The sequence below is a fragment of the Streptococcus oralis genome, assembly GCF_901543815.1.
Lineage (GTDB): Bacteria > Bacillota > Bacilli > Lactobacillales > Streptococcaceae > Streptococcus > Streptococcus oralis_CM.
In genome coordinates this window covers 541,247-565,037 of the sequence record NZ_CABEIU010000002.1, presented here as the reverse complement: position 1 = coordinate 565,037, position 23,791 = coordinate 541,247, and the positions used below count along the sequence as shown (strand labels likewise).

The 23,791-nt window shown below is 41.1% G+C and carries 22 protein-coding genes, 1 tRNA gene, 1 pseudogene and 1 riboswitch; of the genes and pseudogenes, 7 read left to right on the top strand and 17 right to left on the bottom strand.

Annotated elements, in window-relative coordinates; genetic code table 11:
* Positions 1–10: 10 nt before the first annotated feature.
* From FQT28_RS02835 to FQT28_RS02820, 4 genes are all read right to left on the bottom strand, one after another.
* The gene (locus FQT28_RS02835; protein WP_143989350.1) at positions 11–1,753 is read right to left on the bottom strand and encodes an ABC transporter ATP-binding protein; all 1,743 of its coding nucleotides are present in this window, start codon (positions 1,751–1,753) and stop codon (positions 11–13) included.
* Positions 1,743–3,488, bottom strand: a complete 1,746-nt coding sequence (locus tag FQT28_RS02830; protein ID WP_143989349.1) for an ABC transporter ATP-binding protein — start codon at positions 3,486–3,488, stop codon at positions 1,743–1,745. Before FQT28_RS02830 ends, FQT28_RS02835 begins: the two co-directional genes overlap by 11 nt.
* Positions 3,489–3,694: 206 nt before the next feature.
* Positions 3,695–4,330, bottom strand: a complete 636-nt coding sequence (locus FQT28_RS02825; protein WP_000174434.1) for a DUF421 domain-containing protein — start codon at positions 4,328–4,330, stop codon at positions 3,695–3,697.
* Positions 4,327–4,782, bottom strand: a complete 456-nt coding sequence (locus tag FQT28_RS02820) for a DUF3290 family protein (protein WP_143989348.1) — start codon at positions 4,780–4,782, stop codon at positions 4,327–4,329. The genes FQT28_RS02825 and FQT28_RS02820 overlap by 4 nt, the downstream gene beginning before the upstream one ends.
* A 133-nt stretch (positions 4,783–4,915) precedes the next feature.
* Between FQT28_RS02820 and FQT28_RS02815 the strand changes: the two genes are divergently transcribed.
* From FQT28_RS02815 to FQT28_RS02800, 4 genes are all read left to right on the top strand, one after another.
* Positions 4,916–5,743: an exodeoxyribonuclease III gene (locus FQT28_RS02815; protein ID WP_143989347.1), complete on the top strand. Its 828-nt coding sequence runs from the start codon at positions 4,916–4,918 to the stop codon at positions 5,741–5,743.
* Between the two features lie 11 nt (positions 5,744–5,754).
* Positions 5,755–6,141, top strand: coding sequence for a bleomycin resistance protein (locus FQT28_RS02810; RefSeq protein WP_143989346.1), 387 nt, complete (start codon positions 5,755–5,757; stop codon positions 6,139–6,141).
* Between the two features lie 133 nt (positions 6,142–6,274).
* A riboswitch (purine riboswitch) is annotated at positions 6,275–6,370 on the top strand.
* A 124-nt stretch (positions 6,371–6,494) separates the two neighbouring features.
* Positions 6,495–7,076: a xanthine phosphoribosyltransferase gene (locus tag FQT28_RS02805; protein ID WP_143989345.1), complete on the top strand. Its 582-nt coding sequence runs from the start codon at positions 6,495–6,497 to the stop codon at positions 7,074–7,076.
* Complete coding sequence (locus FQT28_RS02800) at positions 7,076–8,338, top strand: nucleobase:cation symporter-2 family protein (protein WP_061417289.1); 1,263 nt, start codon at positions 7,076–7,078, stop codon at positions 8,336–8,338. Before FQT28_RS02805 ends, FQT28_RS02800 begins: the two co-directional genes overlap by 1 nt.
* A gap of 321 nt (positions 8,339–8,659) precedes the next feature.
* Here the strand turns inward: FQT28_RS02800 and FQT28_RS02795 are convergent, their stop codons facing one another.
* Entirely contained in the window at positions 8,660–8,914 is a 255-nt protein-coding gene (locus tag FQT28_RS02795; RefSeq protein WP_000262659.1) for a DUF3165 family protein, read from the bottom strand.
* Positions 8,915–8,933: 19 nt separating this feature from the next.
* A complete protein-coding gene (gene typA, locus FQT28_RS02790) occupies positions 8,934–10,775 on the bottom strand; it encodes a translational GTPase TypA (RefSeq protein ID WP_000164117.1) in 1,842 nt (613 codons plus the stop codon).
* 158 nt (positions 10,776–10,933) lie between these two features.
* On the opposite strand from typA, the gene FQT28_RS02785 reads away from it, so the two are divergent.
* On the top strand, positions 10,934–11,659 hold the full coding sequence (locus FQT28_RS02785; protein ID WP_125450282.1) for a 16S rRNA pseudouridine(516) synthase: 726 nt from the start codon (positions 10,934–10,936) through the stop codon (positions 11,657–11,659).
* A gap of 40 nt (positions 11,660–11,699) precedes the next feature.
* Here the strand turns inward: FQT28_RS02785 and FQT28_RS02780 are convergent, their stop codons facing one another.
* The 3 genes from FQT28_RS02780 to FQT28_RS02770 form a co-directional block, all read right to left on the bottom strand.
* Positions 11,700–11,933, bottom strand: a complete 234-nt coding sequence (locus tag FQT28_RS02780) for a DUF4190 domain-containing protein (protein ID WP_125450283.1) — start codon at positions 11,931–11,933, stop codon at positions 11,700–11,702.
* Positions 11,934–12,019: 86 nt separating this feature from the next.
* A complete protein-coding gene (locus FQT28_RS02775; protein WP_143989344.1) occupies positions 12,020–12,400 on the bottom strand; it encodes a rhodanese-like domain-containing protein in 381 nt (126 codons plus the stop codon).
* Positions 12,397–12,630, bottom strand: coding sequence for a YqgQ family protein (locus FQT28_RS02770; RefSeq protein ID WP_070838353.1), 234 nt, complete (start codon positions 12,628–12,630; stop codon positions 12,397–12,399). Before FQT28_RS02770 ends, FQT28_RS02775 begins: the two co-directional genes overlap by 4 nt.
* Positions 12,631–12,732: 102 nt before the next feature.
* Between FQT28_RS02770 and FQT28_RS02765 the strand changes: the two genes are divergently transcribed.
* Positions 12,733–13,641 carry a LysR family transcriptional regulator gene (locus tag FQT28_RS02765; protein ID WP_001222578.1) on the top strand — a complete coding sequence of 303 codons (909 nt, stop codon included), beginning with the start codon at positions 12,733–12,735 and terminating at the stop codon, positions 13,639–13,641.
* Positions 13,642–13,698: 57 nt separating this feature from the next.
* Positions 13,699–15,498 (top strand): N-acetylmuramoyl-L-alanine amidase, encoded by a 1,800-nt coding sequence (locus FQT28_RS02760; protein ID WP_143989343.1) that lies wholly within the window; start codon positions 13,699–13,701, stop codon positions 15,496–15,498.
* 31 nt (positions 15,499–15,529) lie between these two features.
* Here FQT28_RS02760 and FQT28_RS02755 read toward each other — a convergent pair whose 3' ends face one another.
* The 8 genes and pseudogenes from FQT28_RS02755 to FQT28_RS02715 form a co-directional block, all read right to left on the bottom strand.
* Positions 15,530–15,847, bottom strand: a complete 318-nt coding sequence (locus tag FQT28_RS02755) for a hypothetical protein (protein WP_143989342.1) — start codon at positions 15,845–15,847, stop codon at positions 15,530–15,532.
* A gap of 226 nt (positions 15,848–16,073) precedes the next feature.
* Positions 16,074–16,939, bottom strand: a pseudogene (locus FQT28_RS10205) (DUF6287 domain-containing protein).
* A 294-nt stretch (positions 16,940–17,233) separates the two neighbouring features.
* Positions 17,234–17,306 (bottom strand) — tRNA-Thr (locus FQT28_RS02745).
* A gap of 100 nt (positions 17,307–17,406) precedes the next feature.
* The gene (locus FQT28_RS02740; RefSeq protein ID WP_143989341.1) at positions 17,407–18,192 is read right to left on the bottom strand and encodes an ABC transporter permease; all 786 of its coding nucleotides are present in this window, start codon (positions 18,190–18,192) and stop codon (positions 17,407–17,409) included.
* Between the two features lies 1 nt (position 18,193).
* Complete coding sequence (locus FQT28_RS02735; RefSeq protein WP_143989340.1) at positions 18,194–19,012, bottom strand: ABC transporter permease; 819 nt, start codon at positions 19,010–19,012, stop codon at positions 18,194–18,196.
* A 1-nt stretch (position 19,013) separates the two neighbouring features.
* On the bottom strand, positions 19,014–20,006 hold the full coding sequence (locus FQT28_RS02730; RefSeq protein ID WP_143989339.1) for an ABC transporter ATP-binding protein: 993 nt from the start codon (positions 20,004–20,006) through the stop codon (positions 19,014–19,016).
* A 295-nt stretch (positions 20,007–20,301) separates the two neighbouring features.
* Positions 20,302–22,215, bottom strand: coding sequence for an N-acetylmuramoyl-L-alanine amidase family protein (locus FQT28_RS10050; RefSeq protein WP_239822317.1), 1,914 nt, complete (start codon positions 22,213–22,215; stop codon positions 20,302–20,304).
* 621 nt (positions 22,216–22,836) lie between these two features.
* Complete coding sequence (locus FQT28_RS02715) at positions 22,837–23,718, bottom strand: class II fructose-bisphosphate aldolase (RefSeq protein ID WP_001019005.1); 882 nt, start codon at positions 23,716–23,718, stop codon at positions 22,837–22,839.
* Positions 23,719–23,791: the final 73 nt, after the last annotated feature.

Genomic DNA, 23,791 nt, shown 5'->3' with positions numbered 1-23,791 from the left:
AGAATTCTTATTAGGACATGGCTCCAGCCTGCAAACGATACATCTTGTGATAGGTTCCTCTCAGGGCCAAGAGTTCCTCATGGGTTCCGCTCTCGATGATACGCCCCTTGTCCAAGACGTAGATGCAGTTGGCATCTTGGATGGTCGAAAGGCGATGAGCAATAGCAATGGTTGTCCGACCCTGTCTCATCTTAGCTAGGGAATCTTGAACCAAACTTTCTGTTTCAGAGTCAATATTGGCTGTCGCTTCATCCAAAATCAGGATTTTAGGCTGACTGGCGACTGTTCTAGCAAAGGCAAGAAGCTGGCGCTGGCCAGTAGAAAAGCTCGAACCACGCTCAGACACAGGTGCATCATAACCCAGAGGAAGGTCCTGAATAAAGGAATCTGCATCGACAAAGGCAGCCGCGGCCTGAACCTCTTCATCACTAAGATCTTGGTACATGGCGATATTGGACTTGATAGTCCCGTGATAGAGGAAGGGATCCTGTAAGACAAGACCGATGTTCTTTCTCAGCTCTTCCTGACTGTAGTCTCTAATATCCACACCATCCAAGAGAACTCTCCCTGACTGAAATTCATAAAAGCGCATGAGGACATTGATAATGGAAGATTTCCCGGAACCTGTATGACCCACAAAGGCAATGGTTTCGCCCTTCTTAACTGAAAAGGAAATATCATCCAGAATCGGATGTTTGCCATCATATGAGAAACACACATGTTCAAAACGGATATTGCCTTCTTTGACTTTGGCTGGTCCATTTTCTTGAAGAGGCTCATAGGTCTTCTCGTCAATCAAGGCAAAGACACGACCTGCAGACACCATGGACGTTTGAAGAGTTGAAAAGTTTTGCGTCACCTCAATCAAGGGATCAAAGAGACGGTTGATGTACTGGATAAAGGCATACATGGTTCCGGCCGTTATCCCAATAGAAAGACCACGGTAACCAAAGTAGGCCATCAAAACTGTGTAGCCTAGGAGTTTCAGCAAACTCATGGCAGGTCTTAAAAAGAGGGCATCCAAGGCTACAGAACGGTTGGCATAGACCAAGTGTTCTTGGTTAATCTCATCAAATTCTGCTTGCAGGCGCTTCTCTTGATTAAAGGCCTGGATAATCCTAATTCCTTCGATATTCTCTGCCAGCTTACTATTGATATCCGACAAGAGACTTCTGGTTTTTTCGATGATTTTCACTGATTTTTTCCGATAGAGATTGACCAAAAGGAAAATCAAGGGAAGAAAGAGCAAGACTAAAGCTGTCAAACGAAAATCCAGCATCAACATGGTATACAGGGTTGTCAGAAAGATGAAAACTGCTGAGATAAAGCTGGATAGAATCCCTGAAAACATATCACTGATGGTCTCGGTATCATTGGTCAAACGAGAGACGATGGAACCTGCTGGCGTCTTGTCAAAATAAGACATGCCCAGTTTCTCCATATTAGCAAAGGTATCGCGACGAATATCTCTGACAATACTGTAGGACACCCGCGCAAAGAGAAGATTTCCGACATACTGGACCAGAGTTTGTAGGATATAGAGGCCATAGTAGGCCAGCAAAACGGTCACGGCCAGTTGGTTAAGATTGCTGAGGTACTGGTCGATAAAGTGGGAAGCTACAAGGGGAATGACACTTTTAATGACCGTCGTCGCTAGGAGAAAACTGAGTGCCAAAAAGGTCAGGAGTCCATAGGGCTTGAGATAGGACGTCAAGCGCTTCAATACAGCCCATTGTTCTTTCTTATTCTGCATCTTCTTCTCCTTTCATTTCCAACTGCTGAGACTGGTAGGTTTGGGCATACCAGCCACCCAGGGCTAGCAAGTCATCGTGCGTGCCCCGTTCGATAATTTGACCATTTTGTAGAACCAAGATCAAATCTGCATGGACAACTGCACTGAGGCGATGAGCCGTGATAATGGTTGTCTTGTCTTTGCGAGTCTCCTTGAGATTGTCGATAATCGCATACTCTGTCTTGGCATCCACGGCGGACAAGGAATCATCCAGAATCAAGATATCAGGGTCTAAAATCATAGCCCGACTCATAGCCAGACGTTGCTTTTGACCACCTGATAGACTAACTCCTTTTTCACCAATCAGCGTGTCAAATCCCTGAGGCATGTCTACAATATCTTGGTAAACTTGAGCTAGCTTAGTCGCTTCCTCGACCGCCGAAAGGGACAAATTAGGATTTCCAAAGCGGATATTGTCTAAAATCGAAGTCGCAAAGAGAAACTGGTCCTGAGGAACATAGCCCATGAGACTACGAAGGTCCGTCAGACGATAGTCCCGAATATCGTAACCGTTTAGGTAAATGGCTCCCTTATCCACATCGTATTCACGCAAGAGGAGTTTGATCAAAGACGTTTTCCCAGAGCCTGTCTGCCCGACTAAGCCTAGGGTTTGTCCTTTTTCCAGACTAAAGTGAACATCCGTCAGTGTTTCCTCATTTTCAAAGGCAAAACTATCAATATCGTACTCCAAGCGTCCATTTTCAATACCATCCAGAGGAAACTCAGGGTCTTGTACAGGTGATTCCTGAGACAAAAGATCCTCAATCCTCTGATAAGAAACTTTCCCTCGCTGAGTAATATTAAAGAGAAAACCAATGGCCATAAGAGGCCAAACTAGCATATCCAAGTAGCTGATAAAGGTAACCAGATTTCCAACCGTAATCTGCCCCTCCTGAACCATCAAGGAACCGACCAAGAGGGTTAAAACATAGGATGAACCAACAAACAAGAGAACCATGGGGTCAAAGAGACTGTCGTATTTCATGGTTTGAAGATTCTTTTGAAAGGTCAATTCATTAACTGCCTGAAAGGACTTCAGCTCGTCCGCCTGATAACCGAAAGACTTGGTTACTTTGATACCTGATACAGACTCCTGTACCTTATTATTGAGTTCAGAAAAGGCTGCTTGGGATTCTCCGAAAGCCTTATGAGTCTTTCTCCCTAGACGACTGGTCGCATAAGCCATGAAAGGCAGGGGGAGAATAGCAACTAGTGTCATCTGCCAAGAAATGCTAAAGAGCATGGTCAGCAAGGTTACTAAAGCCGTGATGGAAGCATCCACTGCTGACATGACTCCGCCACCCGCTAAACGAGTTAAGGCATTGATATCATTTGTAGCATGTGCCATCAAGTCCCCCGTCCGATAGGTCTGATAAAAGGCTGGCGACATTTTAGTAAAATGCTCAAACAAAAGAGAGCGCATAATCTGCCCTAGACGGTAGGAAGTCCCAAGGATATACATACGCCAAACATAGCGCAGATAGTACATCCCAAAGGCTGCCAGCAGTAGATAAAATAGATTAAGAAGGAGGTCCTGTTGGGTTAATTGTCCCCCGGTGATGGCGTCAATCACCCGTCCCATAACCATGGGGGGAATGAGATTAAGGACGGAAACCAAGACCAAGGCCACAATCCCGACTAGATAACGGCGCTTTTCTAACTTGAAAAACCACCAGAGTTTTTGAATAATGGACATAAAATCCCTTTCTGATTGCAAATGGAAACCTGAGGCCAAGACTCAATGAAAATCAAAGAGCAAACTAGGAAACTAGCCGCAGGCTGCTCAAAGCACTGCTTTGAGGTTGTAGATAGAACTGACGAAGTCAGTAACCTACATACGGCAAGGCGACGTTGACGCAGTTTGAATTTGATTTTTGAAGAGTACAAGACCCCAGGTTTTTCTTATTCATAAGTTACGACTGAGACGACACCCTTGTCATACTCAGCGATAAAGATATTGGCAACATTGTCATACCCTTGTTTGCTGAGGTTATCAAGCAGCCACTCTTCGCTGCGACCAATGGTCTCCAAAATTTCGACTTGGATAACACCGTCTGTGACAACAGGATACTTGGGATTCTCATCTCCCATTTGGACTACGATGAGTTGACCGTTTTGCTCCTGCATTGCTCTTTTGACTTGTTTCATTTGGAAAATTCCCTGGCTACGGAGCTTAAGAGCTACGTCCGCTGCTGACAAACCAACCGAACGGCAGGCTTCTGGATCAATCTTCCCATTTTTAATGAGCAGGGTTGGCTTCCCATCAATCAAACGTTTCACAAAGTGAACATTGTTGTTCAGCCATTTGAGCGTCAAGACCAGAATGGTCCACATAATCAGGATAACTGCATACTGAAGGATACTGATAGCGCTATTGTAAATCACCCCACCGATGATACCCCCTAGCACATAGTTCTGAATTTGATCTATCGCTGAGTTAGGCGCTAGGTTGCCCTTTCCTGTCACATTGATTACAAAAACCAGAGAAAAGAGACCCAAGGCTAGTTTAATTAAAATTTCGATATAATTGAGTGTCATTTGTTCACCTCCACCAGTTCAATTGCATCTGTTTTATACAATTCCACTTTCTCTAACAGGTACTTGTCTGGCTCACTTCCGTTCAAGGCACGATAATAGCGATCACCTACCTTGATAAGTGCGCCATCAGTATCCGCAGAAGTATTGACATAGATCTCTGACTTGTCTACTCCCAATTCTTTGGAAACAAGCTCGATGAAATGAAGTGAAGCTTGAAATTTATTATTAGAAACTTGATTGTTTTGATAAGTCGTGATGCTGACCAAAAGCAGAGCTAATAAGGTCAAAGCTGAAATCATGACCAACTCACGAAACTTGGTGCCCTTTTTATCATGGTAAGCCTTAAAAGCAAAAAATCCTGTAACAGCTAATAAGACGATTCCAAAACCAATCATGATGCCATTTTGTTGACCGATTTGGCTGAGGACATAGTCATAAGAATAGAATTTCATGTATTTTCACTCCCTTTCATAAAATCATTCTTAATTATAAACGAAAGAGGGTGATTTTTCAAACCATACGTTGGGGAAATGCGCCTTTTTTTGGTATAATATAGTCTATAATCTGAATGAAAAAGGTAACTTTATGAAACTCATCTCATGGAATATTGATTCCCTCAATGCAGCCCTAACGAGCGACTCAGCTCGTGCAAAATTGTCCCAAGAAGTCCTACAAACCTTGGTAGCCGAAAATGCTGATATTATCGCTATTCAGGAAACCAAGCTTTCTGCAAAAGGGCCTACAAAAAAACACTTGGAAATTTTAGAAGAACTCTTCCCAGGTTATGAAAACACTTGGCGTTCTTCCCAAGAACCTGCTCGCAAAGGCTACGCTGGAACCATGTTCCTTTATAAAAAAGGACTCACGCCAACGATTAGCTTCCCAGAAATCGGTGCTCCTTCTACCATGGACTTGGAAGGTCGCATCATCACCTTGGAATTTGATACATTTTTCGTGACCCAAGTATACACACCAAACGCTGGCGACGGTCTCAAACGCTTGGAAGAGCGTCAAGTCTGGGACATCAAATATGCTGAATACTTGGCAACACTAGATGAACAAAAACCAGTCCTCGCAACTGGCGACTACAATGTAGCCCACAAGGAAATCGACTTGGCCAATCCAGCCAGCAACCGCCGTTCACCTGGATTTACCGACGAGGAACGTGCTGGATTTACCAACCTTTTGGCAACTGGATTTACCGATACCTTTCGCCACATTCACGGCGATGTCCCAGAGCGTTATACTTGGTGGGCACAACGCAGCAAGACTTCTAAAATCAACAATACAGGCTGGAGAATCGACTACTGGCTCACTAGCAACCGCGTGGCTGACAAGGTGACCAAGTCTGACATGATTGACTCGGGTGCGCGTCAAGACCATACGCCGATTGTATTGGAAATTGAACTCTAAGGAGAAAGCTAATGAACTATCAAGCTGTCATTCCTGAATTTGTAGTATCTGACCTCGAAAAGTCACGCCACTTCTACTGCGACTTGCTGGGATTTTCTGTCGAATACGAGCGTCCAGAGGAGAAATTTCTCTTCCTCTCGCTTGAAGGCTGCCAACTTATGCTAGAAGAAGGCAGCACAGAAGAATTAGCCCAACTAACCTATCCTTTCGGGCGCGGTGTCAATATTTCCTTTGGCATTGAAGATGTCCCTCAGCTCCACCAAAAACTGCTGGAAGCTGACTATCCTATCCATCGTCCGCTGACCAAAAGAGAATTTCGAGTGGGAGATAGCTTTATTTACCCTCATGAATTTGCGATTTTGGATCCTGATGGTTATTTTTTAAGATTTAGTGAATAGAATAATAGAACCCTACAATACTGTATCTCGTTGTAGGTTTCTTTTTTGTTCGTTTTTTTCATTAAAACACTAACAAAATATTTGATTTCTAAAGCTATTTAGTGTAAAATAATGACATTAACGCTATTGCGTTTGATAATAGTACCATTTTACTTGTTTATGTCGTGAATTGGCACGACGTTTCTACAAGGTGCCGGAACACCTAACAATGAGTAAGTCTGTTGAGGGTATGTTTTTAGACATACCTATTTTGAGGGCTTGCTTATCTGTTAAGTAGGTCCTTTTTTCTAGCCCTTTTTGAGATGATAAAGGCGATAGAAAAACACAAAAGAGTTTAGACTTTAGGAGGTCTTATGAAATTATTAGAAGAGCGCATCCTTCAGGATGGGCATATCTTGGGTGACAACATCCTCAAGGTAGATTCCTTTTTAACCCACCAAGTTGACTATCGTTTGATGCGAGAGATTGGTAAAGTTTTTGCGGAAAAATTCACGTCTGCTGGCATTACCAAGGTTGTAACGATTGAAGCTTCAGGGATCGCCCCAGCTGTTTTTACAGCTGAAGCCTTAGACGTTCCCATGATTTTCGCAAAGAAAGCTAAAAACATCACCATGAACGAAGGCATCTTAACCGCCCAAGTCTACTCCTTTACCAAGCAGGTGACCAGCACCGTTTCCATCGCTGGAAAATTCCTCTCACCTGAGGACAAGGTCTTGATTATCGATGATTTCCTAGCAAATGGACAAGCTGCCAAAGGCTTGATCCAAATCATCGAACAGGCCGGAGCAAAAGTTGAAGCGATTGGTATCGTGATTGAAAAATCTTTCCAAGATGGTCGTGATTTGCTTGAAAAAGCAGGGTATCCAGTCCTATCACTGGCTCGCTTGGATTGTTTCGAAAATGGTCAGGTCGTATTTAAGGAGGCAGATCTCTAATGCAAAAACAAGAAAAACATTCGCAAGCAGCCGTTCTTGGCTTACAGCACTTACTAGCAATGTACTCAGGTTCTATCCTGGTTCCTATCATGATTGCGACAGCTCTTGGCTATTCAGCTGAGCAGTTGACCTACCTAATCTCCACAGATATCTTCATGTGTGGGGTGGCGACCTTCCTCCAACTTCAACTCAACAAATACTTTGGTGTCGGACTACCAGTCGTTCTCGGGGTTGCCTTCCAATCCGTCGCTCCTTTAATTATGATTGGGCAAAGCCACGGTAGCGGTGCTATGTTTGGTGCCCTTATCGTTTCAGGGATTTATGTAGTTCTGATTTCAGGCATTTTCTCAAAAGTTGCCAATCTTTTCCCATCTATCGTAACGGGCTCTGTCATTACCACGATTGGATTGACCTTGATTCCTGTTGCTATTGGAAATATGGGAAATAATGTTCCAGAGCCAACTGGTCAAAGTCTCTTACTTGCTGCTATCACTGTTCTGATTATCCTCTTGATCAACATCTTTACCAAAGGATTTATCAAGTCTATCTCCATTTTGATTGGTCTCGTAGTCGGAACCGCCATTGCTGCTACCATGGGCTTGGTTGACTTTTCTCCTGTGGCTGCAGCACCGCTTGTCCATGTCCCAACTCCCCTCTACTTTGGTGTACCGACTTTTGAAATCTCATCCATCGTCATGATGTGTATCATTGCAACGGTGTCTATGGTTGAGTCCACTGGTGTTTACCTGGCCTTGTCTGATATTACCAATGACCCAATCGACAGCACGCGCCTTCGCAACGGTTACCGCGCAGAAGGTTTGGCTGTACTTCTCGGAGGAATCTTTAACACCTTCCCTTACACAGGATTTTCACAAAACGTTGGCTTGGTTAAATTATCTGGTATCAAGACTCGCCTGCCAATCTACTACGCAGCTGGTTTCCTAGTCCTCCTTGGACTCCTTCCTAAGTTTGGAGCCCTCGCCCAAATCATTCCGAGTCCTGTCCTTGGTGGTGCTATGCTGGTTATGTTTGGTTTTGTTTCCCTTCAAGGGATGCAAATCCTCGCCCGCGTTGACTTTGCTAACAATGAACACAACTTCCTTATCGCAGCTGTTTCAATCGCTGCAGGTGTCGGACTCAACAATAGTAATCTCTTCGTCAGCATGCCAACAGCATTCCAAATGTTCTTCTCAAACGGAATCGTCGTGGCAAGCCTCCTCGCCATTGTCCTCAATGCAGTATTAAATCGGAAAAAGAAATAAAAAAAGAGGTACGAACCTCCAGATTGAAGAAAAGTTCATTTTGGACGATTTCTTCAATCTTTTTCTTTCGGTCCAAAATAAGACTACCCTTGAAAAAGTTGGAATAATAGTCCTTCTGAGAAAATATACGTTAAATCAGAAATTAAATTATTTCCAAAATAATTGTAAGAGTATCCACTTTCTAATAGGTCGCTCAAAAAGTTTTAAAAATCATAAAAACGCATAATATCAGGCATTCAAAAACCTTGATATTATGCGTTTTATCAGGGAAAAATTTGCTAGATTTTCTCCTCAAATTGAGTCATTACCCAGCCTCTTCTATTATCTTCTTTTACCCTTTTTTACAGGCATGAGTGTAATGTCTCTCAAGCTAAAGTAGGCTAGAGCCAGCATGGCGATTGTGACAAAGAATTCTGTCGGTAATTGGAAGATCTGCAAGATGGACAACATCAGCAAAATCAAGAGTGCAACAACTACAAAGACCAAGATAACGATGTTGACTGTTCCTTTAATGCTTTGTGGTGTCGCAAATACATAGAGTAGTAATAAGAGGATTCCTATGATTAAATAGACCATCTTTATCTCTTTCTAGCTCTTACTCAGCTGATTTTTTCTTCTTATTGGCTTTCTCGCGCTCTGCCTTGTTGAGAATTTGCTTACGCAAACGGATAGACTCAGGCGTTACTTCCATGTACTCATCGTCGTTCAAGAACTCAAGAGACTCTTCCAGGGTCAAGATACGAGGAGTTTTGATAACCGCTGTTTGATCCTTAGTAGCTGAACGGACGTTGGTCATTTGTTTGGCCTTGGTGATATTCACTGTCAAGTCATTCTCACGAGAGTTTTCACCGATGATCATTCCTTCGTAAACCTCAGTACCTGGGTTGACAAAGATGGTTCCACGCTCTTCGATAGACATGATTGAGTAAGTTGTAGCCTTACCAGCATCGATGGAAACAAGGGCACCACGGTGACGTCCACCAATTTCACCAGGAATCAATGGCAAGTATTGGTCGAAGGTATGGTTCATGATACCGTAACCACGAGTCATTGACAAGAACTCAGTTGAGTATCCGATCAAACCACGCGCTGGAACAAGGAAGACCAAACGAGTTTGACCATTACCAGTTGAAATCATATCCAACATTTCACCCTTACGTTCAGAAAGGCTTTGGATAACAGATCCTTGGTATTCTTCAGGAGTATCGATTTGCACACGTTCAAATGGCTCACATTTAACACCGTCGATTTCTTTTACGATAACTTCTGGACGAGATACTTGAAGCTCATAGCCTTCACGACGCATAGTTTCGATCAGGATTGACAAGTGCAATTCTCCACGACCTGAAACCGTCCATTTATCTGGTGAATCAGTTGGGTCAACACGAAGGGATACGTCTGTTTGCAATTCTGCTTGCAAGCGTTCTTCCACCTTACGAGACGTTACCCATTTACCTTCTTTACCAGCAAATGGTGAATTGTTGACTAAGAAAGTCATTTGAAGAGTTGGCTCATCGATGTGTAGGATTGGAAGAGCTTCAACTGCGTCTGTCGGAGTAATAGTTTCACCAACAAAGATATCTTCCATACCGGAAACAGCAATCAAGTCACCTGCTTTAGCTTCTTGGATTTCGCGACGTTCCAAACCAAAGAAACCGAAAAGTTTTGTAACACGGAAGTTCTTCGTTGTACCATCTAGTTTAGAAAGAGTAACTTGGTCCCCAACTTTCACACTACCACGGAAGACACGACCGATACCGATACGACCTACGAAGTCATTGTAGTCCAAAAGTGACACTTGGAACTGCAAAGGCTCATCTGAGTTGTCTACTGGAGCTGGGATATGGTCGATGATGGTGTCAAAGATTGGCGCCATTGTTTTTTCTTGGTCAGCCGGATCATCTGACAAGGAAGATGTTCCGTTAATTGCTGAAGCATAAACAACCGGGAAATCAAGCTGGTCATCATCTGCACCAAGCTCGATGAAGAGTTCCAAGACTTCATCCACTACTTCTGCTGGACGAGCTGATGGTTTGTCGATTTTGTTGACAACCACGATTGGGACAAGGTCTTGTTCCAAGGCTTTTTTCAATACGAAACGAGTCTGTGGCATGGTTCCTTCGTAGGCATCTACGACCAAGACAACACCGTCAACCATTTTCATAATACGCTCAACTTCTCCACCGAAGTCCGCGTGTCCTGGTGTGTCCATGATGTTGATACGAGTTCCGTTGTAAGCAACAGCCGTATTTTTAGCAAGGATGGTAATTCCACGCTCTTTTTCGATATCGTTTGAGTCCATAGCACGCTCTGCCAATTCAGTACGTGCATCAAGAGTTTCAGATTGTTTCAATAATTCGTCAACGAGGGTTGTTTTTCCGTGGTCAACGTGGGCGATAATCGCAATGTTACGGATATCTTCTCTTAATTTTGTCATGATTTCCTCTAATATTTAAATTTTTATTTCTAACTGAACAATTATACCACAGTCTCATTCAAAAATCACAGTTCAGCTAAGTGTAAATGTTTTCACTCTGCTTTTCTAGTCAAGGCAACTCTTTTCAAAGTCAGAGACTTATGATAAGATAAGCTGGTATGCGTTTAGATAGATTATTAGCCCAAGAAAAGGTCAGTCGCAAGGCTATGAAACAGGCTCTATTAAAAAAAGAAATCCTAGTAGATGATTGTCCAGCTCGCTCACTCGCTCAAAATGTCGACACTGGGTTGCAGAAATTAGTCTTTCAAGGACGACAAATCCAAGGCTACGAGCACAACTACCTCATGCTTCATAAGCCAAACGGAGTCGTTACAGCTAGCAAGGATAAGAAACTCCCAACCGTCATGAACCTCCTCCCACCTGACATCCAGTCTGACCAACTCTATGCTGTCGGCAGACTAGACCGCGATACAACGGGACTGCTCCTTCTGACAGACAATGGACCTCTTGGTTTTCAGCTCCTCCATCCCCAGTACCATGTCGATAAATCCTATCAAGTAGAGGTCAATGGACTGCTCACGTCAGACCATATCCAAAAATTCAAAGATGGGATTGTCTTTTTAGATGGGACCACCTGTAAACCTGCTCAGCTAGAAATTCTGTCCTCAAGTCCTTCCTCTAGTCAAGCCTCCATCACCATCTCTGAAGGCAAGTTTCATCAAGTCAAGAAGATGTTTCTATCTGTTGGTGTCAAGGTGACCTCTCTAAAACGAGTTCAGTTCGGTGATTTCACTTTAGACCCTGACCTAGCTGAAGGTCAATTCCGTCCCTTGAATCCAGAAGAATTAGAGATCATTAAAAACTATTTAGAGAAAAGTGGATAAAAGAAAAAAGCTTTATGTTTGAAGCTTTTTTTGTTTTTGCTTATCTAAAAACTATTGCAATGGCTAATATCCAGTTAAGGACAGAAACTACAAGTCCTACGATATTGAGAATCTTTTCTGTCTTATAGTCTAATTGTGACTCTTTTTGGTATGAAAAAGCCAAGACCAATCCTATGATCCCCAAAACCAGACCTACTATTGGAGATAGCAAACCAAGGACGATCGATAAGATACCTAAAATAAGTGAAGGTTTTTTCTTTTGTTGTGAATTCATATTATAAAATCTCCTTAAATTTAATATAAATGATGATACCTTAAGATACTAGCTTTATCTATCATTCGATAGTTTTTTACAGAATGTTAACTATTCTTCACTTTCCCTTTCCAAGAATCCAATCCATAAGAAAGGATATAAATCTCAGAGAAACCTTGTTTTTTCAGATAAAGTGCTGCATTGGTCACTCGTTGTCCACGTTGGTTTTCGTAGAGAAGGACAGGTTTATCCTTGCGAAGGGCTGCAAGGCTTGACTTCAACTGATTTGAAGGAATATTGCGAGCTCCGAGGATATGTTTTCTGTGAAATTCTGCTGGTTCACGGACATCAATCAATTGCCCTTTTCGAATCAAGTCTTCAAATTCTGCATTGTCCACAATCTTAGCCGCACGACGAATACGAAGGTAGTTATAACCCATCCACGCCGCCATCGCTAGTACAATTCCCCATAAAATCCAAATTGTCATAAGTTCTTATCTCCATTTTTCTCTAAGTAGTCTAATTCTATCTTGTGCTCTCTGCGAAGAACAGCTTCCGCCTCTAGATAGTCTAACTTATCCATCAGACCTGCATCATAGATCCGAGAGAGTTCGAGCTTCATCAGTTCAATATCATACAAGCGCTTCCCCATGTAAACAATAATGCCAAACTGTTTGAGAAATTGCTGCACATCATAGAATGTTTTCATAGCTTCCATTTTAGCAAATTCTAGACTTTTTTTCAATACTGGACAGGCTCTTTCCCCCTATTTTCTTCGTCTTCATTGCCCATTCTTCCGCAAGTATGGTACAATAAAAACATGAGAATTCAACAACTACACTATATTATCAAAATCGTCGAAACTGGCTCTATGAATGAGGCAGCCAAGCAGCTCTTTATCACCCAACCCAGTCTCTCTAATGCCGTTCGAGACTTGGAAAATGAAATGGGCATTGAAATCTTTATTCGCAATCCCAAGGGCATCACCTTGACCCGTGATGGGATGGAGTTTCTCTCCTACGCTCGTCAAGTTGTCGAGCAAACTCAGCTTCTGGAGGAACGTTATAAAAATCCTATCGCCCACCGCGAACTTTTCAGCGTTTCCTCTCAGCACTATGCCTTTGTAGTCAATGCCTTTGTCTCTTTGCTCAAGAAAAGTGATATGGAAAAATACGAGCTCTTCCTTCGTGAAACTCGGACTTGGGAGATTATCGATGACGTCAAGAATTTCCGTAGCGAGGTCGGTGTCCTCTTTTTAAACAGCTACAACCGCGATGTTTTAACGAAAATGCTGGATGACAATCACCTGCTAGCGCACCACCTCTTCACAGCCCAACCCCATATCTTTGTCAGCAAGACCAACCCTCTAGCTAAAAAAGACAAGGTCAAACTGGCTGATTTGGAAGACTTTCCTTATCTGAGTTATGACCAGGGGACGCACAACTCCTTCTACTTTTCAGAGGAGATTCTTTCACAAGAACACCATAAGAAATCCATCGTAGTCAGTGACCGTGCCACCCTCTTTAACCTTTTGATTGGTTTGGATGGTTACACCATTGCAACAGGGATTTTGAACAGTAACCTCAACGGAGACAATATCGTTTCCATCCCGCTGGACATTGACGACCCAATTGAACTAGTCTATATCCAGCATGAAAAAACTAGCCTATCTAAGATGGGCGAACGCTTTATCGAATACTTACTAGAAGAAGTTCAGTTTGATAATTGATAAACTGCCAGACATATTTTATAATATTTCTTAGAAAAAAATGATTGGAGAATATCGTTGAAAAAGTTTATATTGGCAAGTGCTGTTATCCTTTCAATAGCAGGATTGGCACAAGCACCTATCCATGCGGAAGAAAACAATGCTAATCCTCCTGCTACCACCGAGCTAAGCAACTCTAAGGAAGATAAGAAAGATCTTTCAATTAAAAATGAAGAGGAGGTTGCAACACTTCCAAAAGACAAGGCAAAAGAAGAAGCACCTAAAAAAGAAGGATGGCAGGAAGAAAACAAGCAGTGGCGTTTCTATGAAAACAATCAGCCTGTCCTCAAATGGAAAAAAATTCAAGATAAGTGGTACTATTTTGACAACGATGGAAATCGACTCAGTGATACCATCTTTGATGGCTATGTTCTCAATAAAGACGGGGTCATGGTAGAAAATGGCTGGGTAGCTCTTGAGGGTAAATGGTACTACGTCAGTGAGTCTGGAAAAATCATCCAACAAACATGGAAAAAAATCGGAGGAGTTTGGTACTACTTTGACAAAGATGGTGTCATGCTCAGTCAGACAATCGTTGATGGTTATCTCCTTACTAAAAGCGGGGCTATGGCTGAGAATGGCTGGGTGAAGGTTGACCAAAATTGGTATTATGTCACACCATCTGGCAGAATCTCGCAAGACAAATGGGAGAAAGTCAACGGTTCATGGTATTATTTTGACAAAAACGGTGTGATGCTCAGCAAAACGACCGTTGGTGCTTACCTGCTCGGCAGTAGCGGGGCTATGGCGGAAAACTCCTGGGTGAGAATCAATGAAAATTGGTATTACGCTAATGAATATGGGAAATACAGCCAAGACAAATGGGAGAAAATAAAAGGAACTTGGTATGCTTTTGAACAAAATGGAGTCATGCTTTCCAATAAATGGAAAGGAAGCTACTACCTCAAATCTAGTGGAGCCATGGCTGAAAAAGAGTGGATCTTTGACAAGGCCTACAACAGTTGGTTCTATCTAAAAGCGAATGGAACCTATGCAGCTCGTGAATGGATTGGAGCCTACTATCTCAAGTCTGGTGGCTATATGGCCAAGAATGAGTGGATTTACGACGATTATTACAAGGCTCGTTACTATTTGGACGATAGTGGCCATTATGTTTCAGGAACCTACAAGATAGATGGAAAGGAACATTTGTTCCAAAAATACGGTCAATGGATTTCTGAAGTTTCAACCGAAGGTGGATTTGTAAAAGGTCAATACAGTAAAACGATCTTCCTTGATCCCGGGCATGGTGGTCGAGATTCAGGTGCCTTTTACTACAATGTAGCCGAAAAAGATCTCAACATGCAAATCTATCGCAAACTGCGTAAGAAATTAGAAGAATTAGGTTATACTGTCCTCACATCACGTGACAGTGATATCGATGTTGATTTTAAGACTGAGCGTTCAAGAATGGTAAATAAAACCAACTCTGATATCTTTATCAGTATCCATTTCAATGCTACTGGAAACATTCACTCGAAAGCGAGCGGTATTCAAACCTACTCCTATAGCGATGAACCTGATTATCCAAGTAAGATCAATAAATACTGGCACAATCACCCTGATCGTATGAGTGAAAGCAAACGCCTCGCTGCTGCTATCCACTCCTCTCTCCTAGCCGAAACTGGTGCCAAGGATGCTGGCTTATTGGAAAGTAGCTTTGCCGTTCTACGCGAGACTGCCAAACCAGCCGTCCTCCTAGAACTCGGTTATATGGATAATTTCACTGAGAATCAACGTATTCGTGAGGATCGATACCAAGATAGACTAGTCGCAGGTATTGTGAAAGGCATCCAAAAATATTACGCTGGTAAATAAAAACAAAGTCTCGAGGTTTCTCGAGACTTTTCTACTTGCCTTCTTTTTTATCTTTATCAGGAAAGAGGTAGCCAAGTCCTACACAAGCTAGCACTCCTGCACCAATCACCAAACCACTTGAAATTGGCAAAAGGTCCAAAATAGCATTTGCAATGATAAAGGCAATGATCAAGCACATGAGACTAGACTTGTAGTCTTTTTTCAAAAAGTTTTCTATCGTGAAATAGAGGAACAATCCTACCGGAATGAGTGACCAGAGGTTGACATCCAAACTTGGCCAGCCAACAGATCCGAAATACAATACTAGCGCTGCTGCTACTAAAAATACAAGTCCCAATAATTTTTTCATTTTTTTGTCTCCATTTTCTTTTTTTATTGACTTGAGTTGTCTGATACTGACCCCTCACGTCCCTTACAAAAATCATTATAGTAGAGGGTTTCCCCCAGAACAAGGCCTTTTGCCTATCTGGTCTATATCTCAGTTTAAGTGGTTGAATATTTCTGGCAAAAGAAAAGAAGCCCTAATGAGCTTCTTGATTCTGCCGATTGTAACAGTATTTTTGAACGAATACAATCTAGTTTTTCTTTTCCTTAGATTCTAGAGAAGATTTGATTGCTTCACGCTCAGCCTGTAGTTGAGCTAAATTCTTCTCCTCTTCATCAAGTTTACTGGCATCTGGTTTCACACGATAATAAACATCTTCTGGTTTCATTAACATCGCTTCATATTGTTGTCCAGAAAAAAGTCTTTCCTCAGCATGATTACTTTTATCCGTAATCTTTCCATCATCCCCAGGTTGCATAACAACTCCGCTTGGAACAGCAACTACTACAAATCCTCCAGCAACAGAATCTTTTACCCATGCACTGATAGAAGCTGTCTCAGGGTTACGACTATCTTGACCTTTTGATACCTTTAATCCAACTACAGATTCGTACTTTTGATCATTTGTAAACCAAGTCGCATCTACTTCTCCAGAATTCTTAATGATATATTCATTGCCAGATTGACTACGCCAAGTACCTTCTAAACTAGACAAATCATTGTTCTTGATTGCTTCAATATCTAGTTTTGGAACGGTAGTTTCTTTCTTCAACTTGCTAACAAGTGCTTCTGCTTCCGTAATTTTGGTATCTAAAGCAGTCAGTTGATTCTTGAGTTTTTGAATTTCCTCTTGTTTATCCTTATCAGTCTCATCTATTTTTCCTTGGTTTGTAGACGATTGACTTGTTGACTCTGTAGTTGAAACGGCAGACGATGCTTGATTTGACTCTTTCTAATCAAAGAATGCGAGAAAATACTTACCAAGATGAGAGTGACTGAAGCAGCGAGTGCTAGGCCAATATAGATTTTTATATTTTTATTCGGAGCCGACTTTGATTCAGACCGCTTACGTCCATTGACCTCTTCAAATTGTTTTTCTCGTTCTTTCTTATTCATAATTTTCTCCTTTTTGATTTATATTCAGCCAAGCTTGCGAGACTTCATTCGTTATTATCCACGGATTTTTATAATTTTTAGAAAACCTATGCAAAAAATTCTAGAATGATTAACAGCCTATAGTCCTCTAAAACGGAACGAAAACAAGTGCTTATTAAAATATATTATACCACAAAATATAAATTTTAGTTTTTATTTATAAGCAGGAGTTTCAGACGTTAAATAGAACCTATCTCAAACGTTCCACCTTTTCTATATTTACAAAAAAAGAAGCCCGTTTGGACTTCCTCATTCTGCCGATTGCAGGGCTTGAACCTGTGACCTACGCGTTACGAGTGCGTTGCTCTACCAACTGAGCTAAATCGGCGATTACCCTTTTAGTATAGCACTCTGAAAATAGATGTCAAGAAATTTTCATCACCATTAGAAAAAGCCTGTCCTAAGACAAGGCTTTGATATTCGATTATTTACGATCCTGCACTTTCGTAGGCGTCTAAACCTCTGTCCCATAGTTTCAAGGAAATGACAAAGAAAACAAGGGAAATCAAAATCAACCCACCGATATTAAAGAGTACATCCTTGTCCTGCAAGAAATAACTGGCAGGATAGTAGGCTGTAAAGGCGAAAGGCACGATAAAACTAATCAACCAACGAAGAAGCGAATTGTAAATGGAAATCGGATACTTGGCAAAGTCATTAAACATATAAAAAATGTAAATCATGGCGCCTGACTGCTTGGTCCAAAAAGCGATACTGGCTGTCGCGATTTTCAAGGAAGTATAAATCAAGGTTGCAAAAGGAATACAGACTAGGAAAAGCAGGAATTTGGGAAGAGTCCAAGCAATGCTAGACACCGTTGTCCCTAGTAAAATGCCACCGACCAAGAGTTCGCCCAAGGCATCAATTTGAAAGGTCTCAACTAGGATATGAAAGAGAGGATTGATGGGACGAGTCAGGTATTTGTCAAACTCCCCTTTTCGCACCAAGCGTTGCCCTAGAGCCCAAAGATTGTCAAAAAAGAGATGGTCCAATCCCTTGGGAATCAAGGAAAAACCATAAATAAATGCAATCTCCTGAAAAGTCCAGCCTTCTAGAGAAGGGATGTGTTGAAAGAGCACATTGAGAAACAAGAGATTCAAGCCTTGAGTCAGAAAAACTCCCAAGACACCAACCACAAAATCCACCTTGTATTCCATGATTTGTTTGATGTATTGTCTGATAAAAATCAGATGCATGCGTTGATATTTTTTCATACTAACCTCCCTGAATAGTGATGAATGACTGGACTCGTTTCCAGATCAACTGAGACAAGCCAAGCATCACCAAGAGCCAGAAGAACTGTAGCAAAAGCGCCTGAAGAATCTGATTAGCATCGTATTTTCCAACAATAATCATAACTGGAGTGTAGATCAAGGATGAAAAAGGCAAGAAGGAGAGAATGTCTGAAATGATTTTAGGAAAGAAAGCCAAGGGAATCAAACTTCCAGACATAAAGGCAACTATGGAAGTCTTGAGTAGATTGGAACCCCAAAGATTTTTAAATACAAAGGCAGAAAATCCAAAACAGATATTAAAGAAAAAGTTAATCAGGTAGGCTAGGGTTAAGCTAAAGAGATAAAGGATGGTTAATCCCAGTACTTCTATAACCCCTTGTCCAGATAAGATTTTCATCAATACAATGACACTTAAAAATGGCAGTCCAACAGAGATAAAAATCAACCACTTGGATCCAAGTTCCGTAAAGAGGTAAGAAGCTGCAAAATGCACTGGTCTCAACAAGCGCATGATAATGGAACCATCCTTGACCTCATCACCAATCATAAAGGAAGAATCCGACCTAGTCAGAAGATTGGTTACAAAACTCATAATGATGTAGAGAGTGATATCTGCCATACTGAAGCCCTGAATCAAGGACTCCTGCGAGGAATCAAAGACCGCCTTCCAGAGATAAAAGGCCACAAAAGCACCCATGACATCGCCAATCCGATAAAGAATAAAGTTGACTCGGTAGGTAATCAACTCCTGAACCCCTGCATTGATAAAGGGTTTATAACGTCTCCACAATTTGACCATCTTAGAGCTCCTTTCGGTAGAAGCGACGGATAATATCCTCAATATCCGTATCAACCATCTTCAAATCGCGGATCTCAAAATCAGACAAGGTTTGCTTGATAATATCAGCTGACTGGTAGCGGGAACTATCGAATTCAATATTAAGGCTATTTCCTTGTCTATCAATGGTCATATCAGGCAGGCCTTCATAGTGAGAAAGGAGATGACTTTGACCTGGTAGCAGTTCAAAGGAGAGTGTCTTCATCTTACCAAAGGTTTCCTTGAGCTGGCTGACCGTTCCATCAAAAATCTCCTGCCCCTTGTCAATCATAAAAATCCGATCACAGAGTTGCTCAATATCACTCAGGTCGTGAGTGGTCAAGAGAATGGTGGTCTCTTCCTCTTGATTGATCTGGGTGATGGCGCGACGAATGTTGTCCTTGACCGAAACGTCCAAACCAATAGTCGGCTCATCTAAAAAGAGAACCTTGGGATTGTGGAGCAAGGAAGCCGCAATATCCGCTCGCATCCGTTGCCCCAGTGAAAGAGTGCGCACGGGGTCTTTGATAAAGTCCTTCAAATCCAAGACCTCATTCAAAAAGTCCATGCGCTTGTGAAAGAGCGAGTCCGGCACATCGTAAATTTCTTTCAAGACCGTGTAGGTCTCTTGCAGAGCCAAATCCCACCATAGCTGGGTGCGTTGTCCAAAGACCACACCAATATCCTTAACATAATCCTGACGATTGTCCTGCGGAATCTTGCCGTTAATCCGACAAAAACCAGATGTCGGTTTCAAAATCCCTGTCAGCATCTTAATAGTCGTCGACTTCCCAGCACCATTGGCCCCGATAAAGCCTAAAATCTGCCCCTTGGGAACCTCAAAGGTCAAATCCTTGACCGCTTCAAAGGTCTGCTTTTCAGGATGAATAAAGGAGCGCAAAGCCCCCTTCAAGCCTGGCTCCTTTACTGTCTTTACAAAATTTTTCTGAAGATGTTCCACTTCTATCATTGCCATATCTATCTCCCTACAGTAAGGAATAGCAACATTGTATTTTTGACTACAAATATTCTAAATCCTTACTTTCTAAACCTCCTAAATTTTATTATTACAGAAGGCTTTATACCAACCTATTATAGTCCAATAAAAAACAGAATGCAAGCGTTTGCCTACAGATTATGAAATTAGAGATTTCACTCTTAAAATGCTATTTTTAATCCAAAATTCTGGTTTAATAGTTTCCTTAAAACACCAAAAAGACCTGCCCGATGGGCAGGTTGTATTAAAAGTGTTTTTATCTCAAATATTCAATTTAATCAATACATTCCCCATTTTCATTAACTCTATACCCGTCTATGGTAGTGCTAACTGCGAGTTCTCCTGATGAATATGAATAATACCATTTTTCGCCAATTTGGTACCAACCAGTTAACATTGATCCGTCCTCTTTTAAATAATACCATTTTCCTGAATCTTGAATCCAACCTGTCGCCATAGCTCCATTATCTTTCAAGTAATACCAGACATCATTATATTCTAACCAACCAGTTACTAGGACGCCATCATCACTTAGATAGTACCAATGTTCATTATCTTGAATCCACCCCCTTGCTAATGAACCGCTATTATTTAGATAGTACCAAGCACCATTATTTTGATTCCATCCTGATTCCGATGAGTCTTGAACATCATTTATTACTTGGACAGCCTCAATAATTTCCTTCAACTCAACCCGCTTTCTATCTTTTATGACAGATTTAACTTTTTCCTCAACAAACTCTTTCGCATAAGTTCGACTATTTTCTTTTCTCTGGAACATATCCTTCAATAAAGTTTCTAATTGTTCATTAAAGACATCTTCTTGGATTTTATTAAACTCTTTCTGAGATAGCGAAATAACCATCACAATATCAATGAACTCTTCTTTTAATTGAGCAAACATTTCCACACGGTCATCTTCTATGAATTGATCCGCAATTGCTTTTGCTCCTATTCCTCCTGCAATTCCTCCTATAATCGCACCCGCTAATGCTCCTATTGGTCCAGCAATTGCACCACCAACCGCACCTGCACCAGCTCCTGCCATCATACCGCCCCCAGCAACTGCTGCATTTTTTAATAGCTGTTGTGAAGAAATTCTTCCAACAAGCGCTTCAAAAATATCTGGACCCATGATAACAGCGAACGATATCACTGGTGCAGCTCGTCTTGCAACCACTTCAGCTGTAATTTTTTTTCCAAAAAATTCATTAATTTGTTTTGTAAATATTTTTGCGAATTGCTGTGAGGCAACATAGATACTAGTTCCCATAGCTAGGGTTCGTAATCCTGCTTTACCTGCCATCAATGCAGCATCCTTCGTTTCAGCTCCAGACCATTTAGCCTGAGAAAAGACAATAACAAAGCTTATACCTACACCTGGTAATGAATTAATAGCTCCATCAATTGCATCAAATTTAATCGAGGTCAAATTACCTCCTTTGGCTATCAATTTTGCTTCATTATAGGTAATATGACCTTTTCTGATGATAGTTTTTGCCTCAGCTGGATTATTAACTCCCTCAACTTTTCCCTGTCTAATTTTTTCTTCAAATAATTCCACTGCTCTATCATACTGGTCTTTAGGAACTTCCAATTGCATTCCTTTATACTTATACATTCCCCCTTCGCTTTTAGATTCGAAAGCTGCATTTACAGTACCTCTAGCATTGTTATAGTACTTAGTTTGAATCTTTTGATTTCCAACCATTCTATCCGCACCATTTTTAGCATTATCTTGACCAGTTTGTCTTACATGGTGGAATGGATATTTAATCTTATCCATTAGATTATTTGCATACTCAGCAGCATGCCCATGCCCAGATGGAGCACTAACCATTGCATTTATTTGAGCTTTATGCAATCTATCACCTACACTTAATAAAATCCAAGAAACAAATCCTATTTCAGTTCCTCTTTTAAAGGTAGTTGAATTAACATTCTTTTTACCAATTTTTAATAACTGTGTATTTAAATTTTCAACTTGTACATCATTTGTATACCCAGAGGCAATCAATTCATTCAATTCCCTAACAACATAGTTCAAACTATTCGAGACATTCAAACGTTTAATAATCCCATATGGATAGTAAAATGCTAACTGATCATTATCATCTACCTCTACTTTCCATAAATTGGAAAATGGAAAAAATTGTACATTACACCTTTCTTGATCCTTGATTTGCATTTTTTCGAAAATTCCATACTGGGTCAAGAGTAAACCATATTCTTTGAAATCTTCTTCCTTTAAACTTCTAACCGGAGAGTAGCCAAAATATTCAAATTCAATATTAGAGAATTCATTATAAAATTCTTTTTCTGACTCAATAAACCACTTAGCCCGTCCATAAGGTACTGACTCACCATAATAATCAAATCCATTCTGTGCAATAGACCTAAAAACTCGTCTAACACTAGCCTCACTGTGAGTATGAACCTCTTTGATTTTTCTTTTCCAAAAAAAAACTGAAAAAAACTGATTATGTTTTCTTTCATATTTGATAATAACCTCTCCACTATTTACTAACCATTTAAAATCATTGGCTCCCCTAACTTCTAGTATAGAGTTAAATTAATGATATTAAATAATACTTCAGAAATTGTCTATAAACTCCCTGACGCTTACAAATTAGTTAATTCAATTATAGCAAAAGGATAATATAAAATCTATACAAAATATAATAACTTTAGTTCATGTAAAGAATGGAAATATAGGGTAAGTTTCTATCAAATTAAGATTTTTTAAAGCTATCTACACCAAAAAACCCACCCTCATGGGCAGGTTTCTGATTTGTATTGTTCAGCTAGATTAAGCTTTACCTTCTGAACCGAATACGTCGATACGTTCTTCAACTGATGCTTGGATAGCTTTTACACCGTCAGCCAAGAATTTACGTGGGTCGAAGAGTTTCTTCTTGTCGTATTCTGCTTCGTTTGCTTCGTAGTCACGAGCAAATTTACGAGTTGCGTTAGCGAATGCGATTTGGCATTCAGTGTTAACGTTAACTTTCGCAACACCAAGTTTGATAGCTGCTTGGATTTGGTCATCAGGAATACCTGAACCACCGTGCAATACGATTGGGAATCCTGGTACAGCTTCAGTCAATTTTTGCAAGTGGTCAAGGTGAAGACCTTTCCAGTTTGCAGGGTATGGACCGTGGATGTTACCGATACCAGCTGCCAAGAAGTCGATACCAGTTGCAACCATTGCTTTAGCATCTTCGATTGGAGCCAATTCACCATCACCGATGATTCCGTCTTCTTCACCACCGATAGTTCCAACTTCAGCTTCTACTGACACACCATTTGCGTGAGCAAATTCTACAACTTTACGAGCTTTTTCAAGGTTTTCTTCAACTGGAAGGTGTGAACCGTCAAACATAACTGAAGTATAACCAACTTGAATACACTCAAGTGCATCTTCGTAGTGACCGTGGTCAAGGTGGATAGCTACTGGTACAGTGATACCCATTGACTCAACAAGGTTAGCGATCAAGTTGCGAGCAACTTTGTAACCACCCATGTATTTAGCAGCACCCATTGAAGTTTGGATCAAAACTGGAGCTTTTTTAGCTTCTGCTGCGCGCAAGATAGCTTGAGTCCACTCAAGGTTGTTTGTGTTAAATCCACCAACTGCATAACCGTTGTCACGAGCTGCTTGGACAAATTTTTCTGCTGAAACGATTGCCATTTGTCAGGCCTCCTATATATTTTTTGGGACATCCCATTTACATTGTTCATTTTATCACTTTTTGATAAAAAAA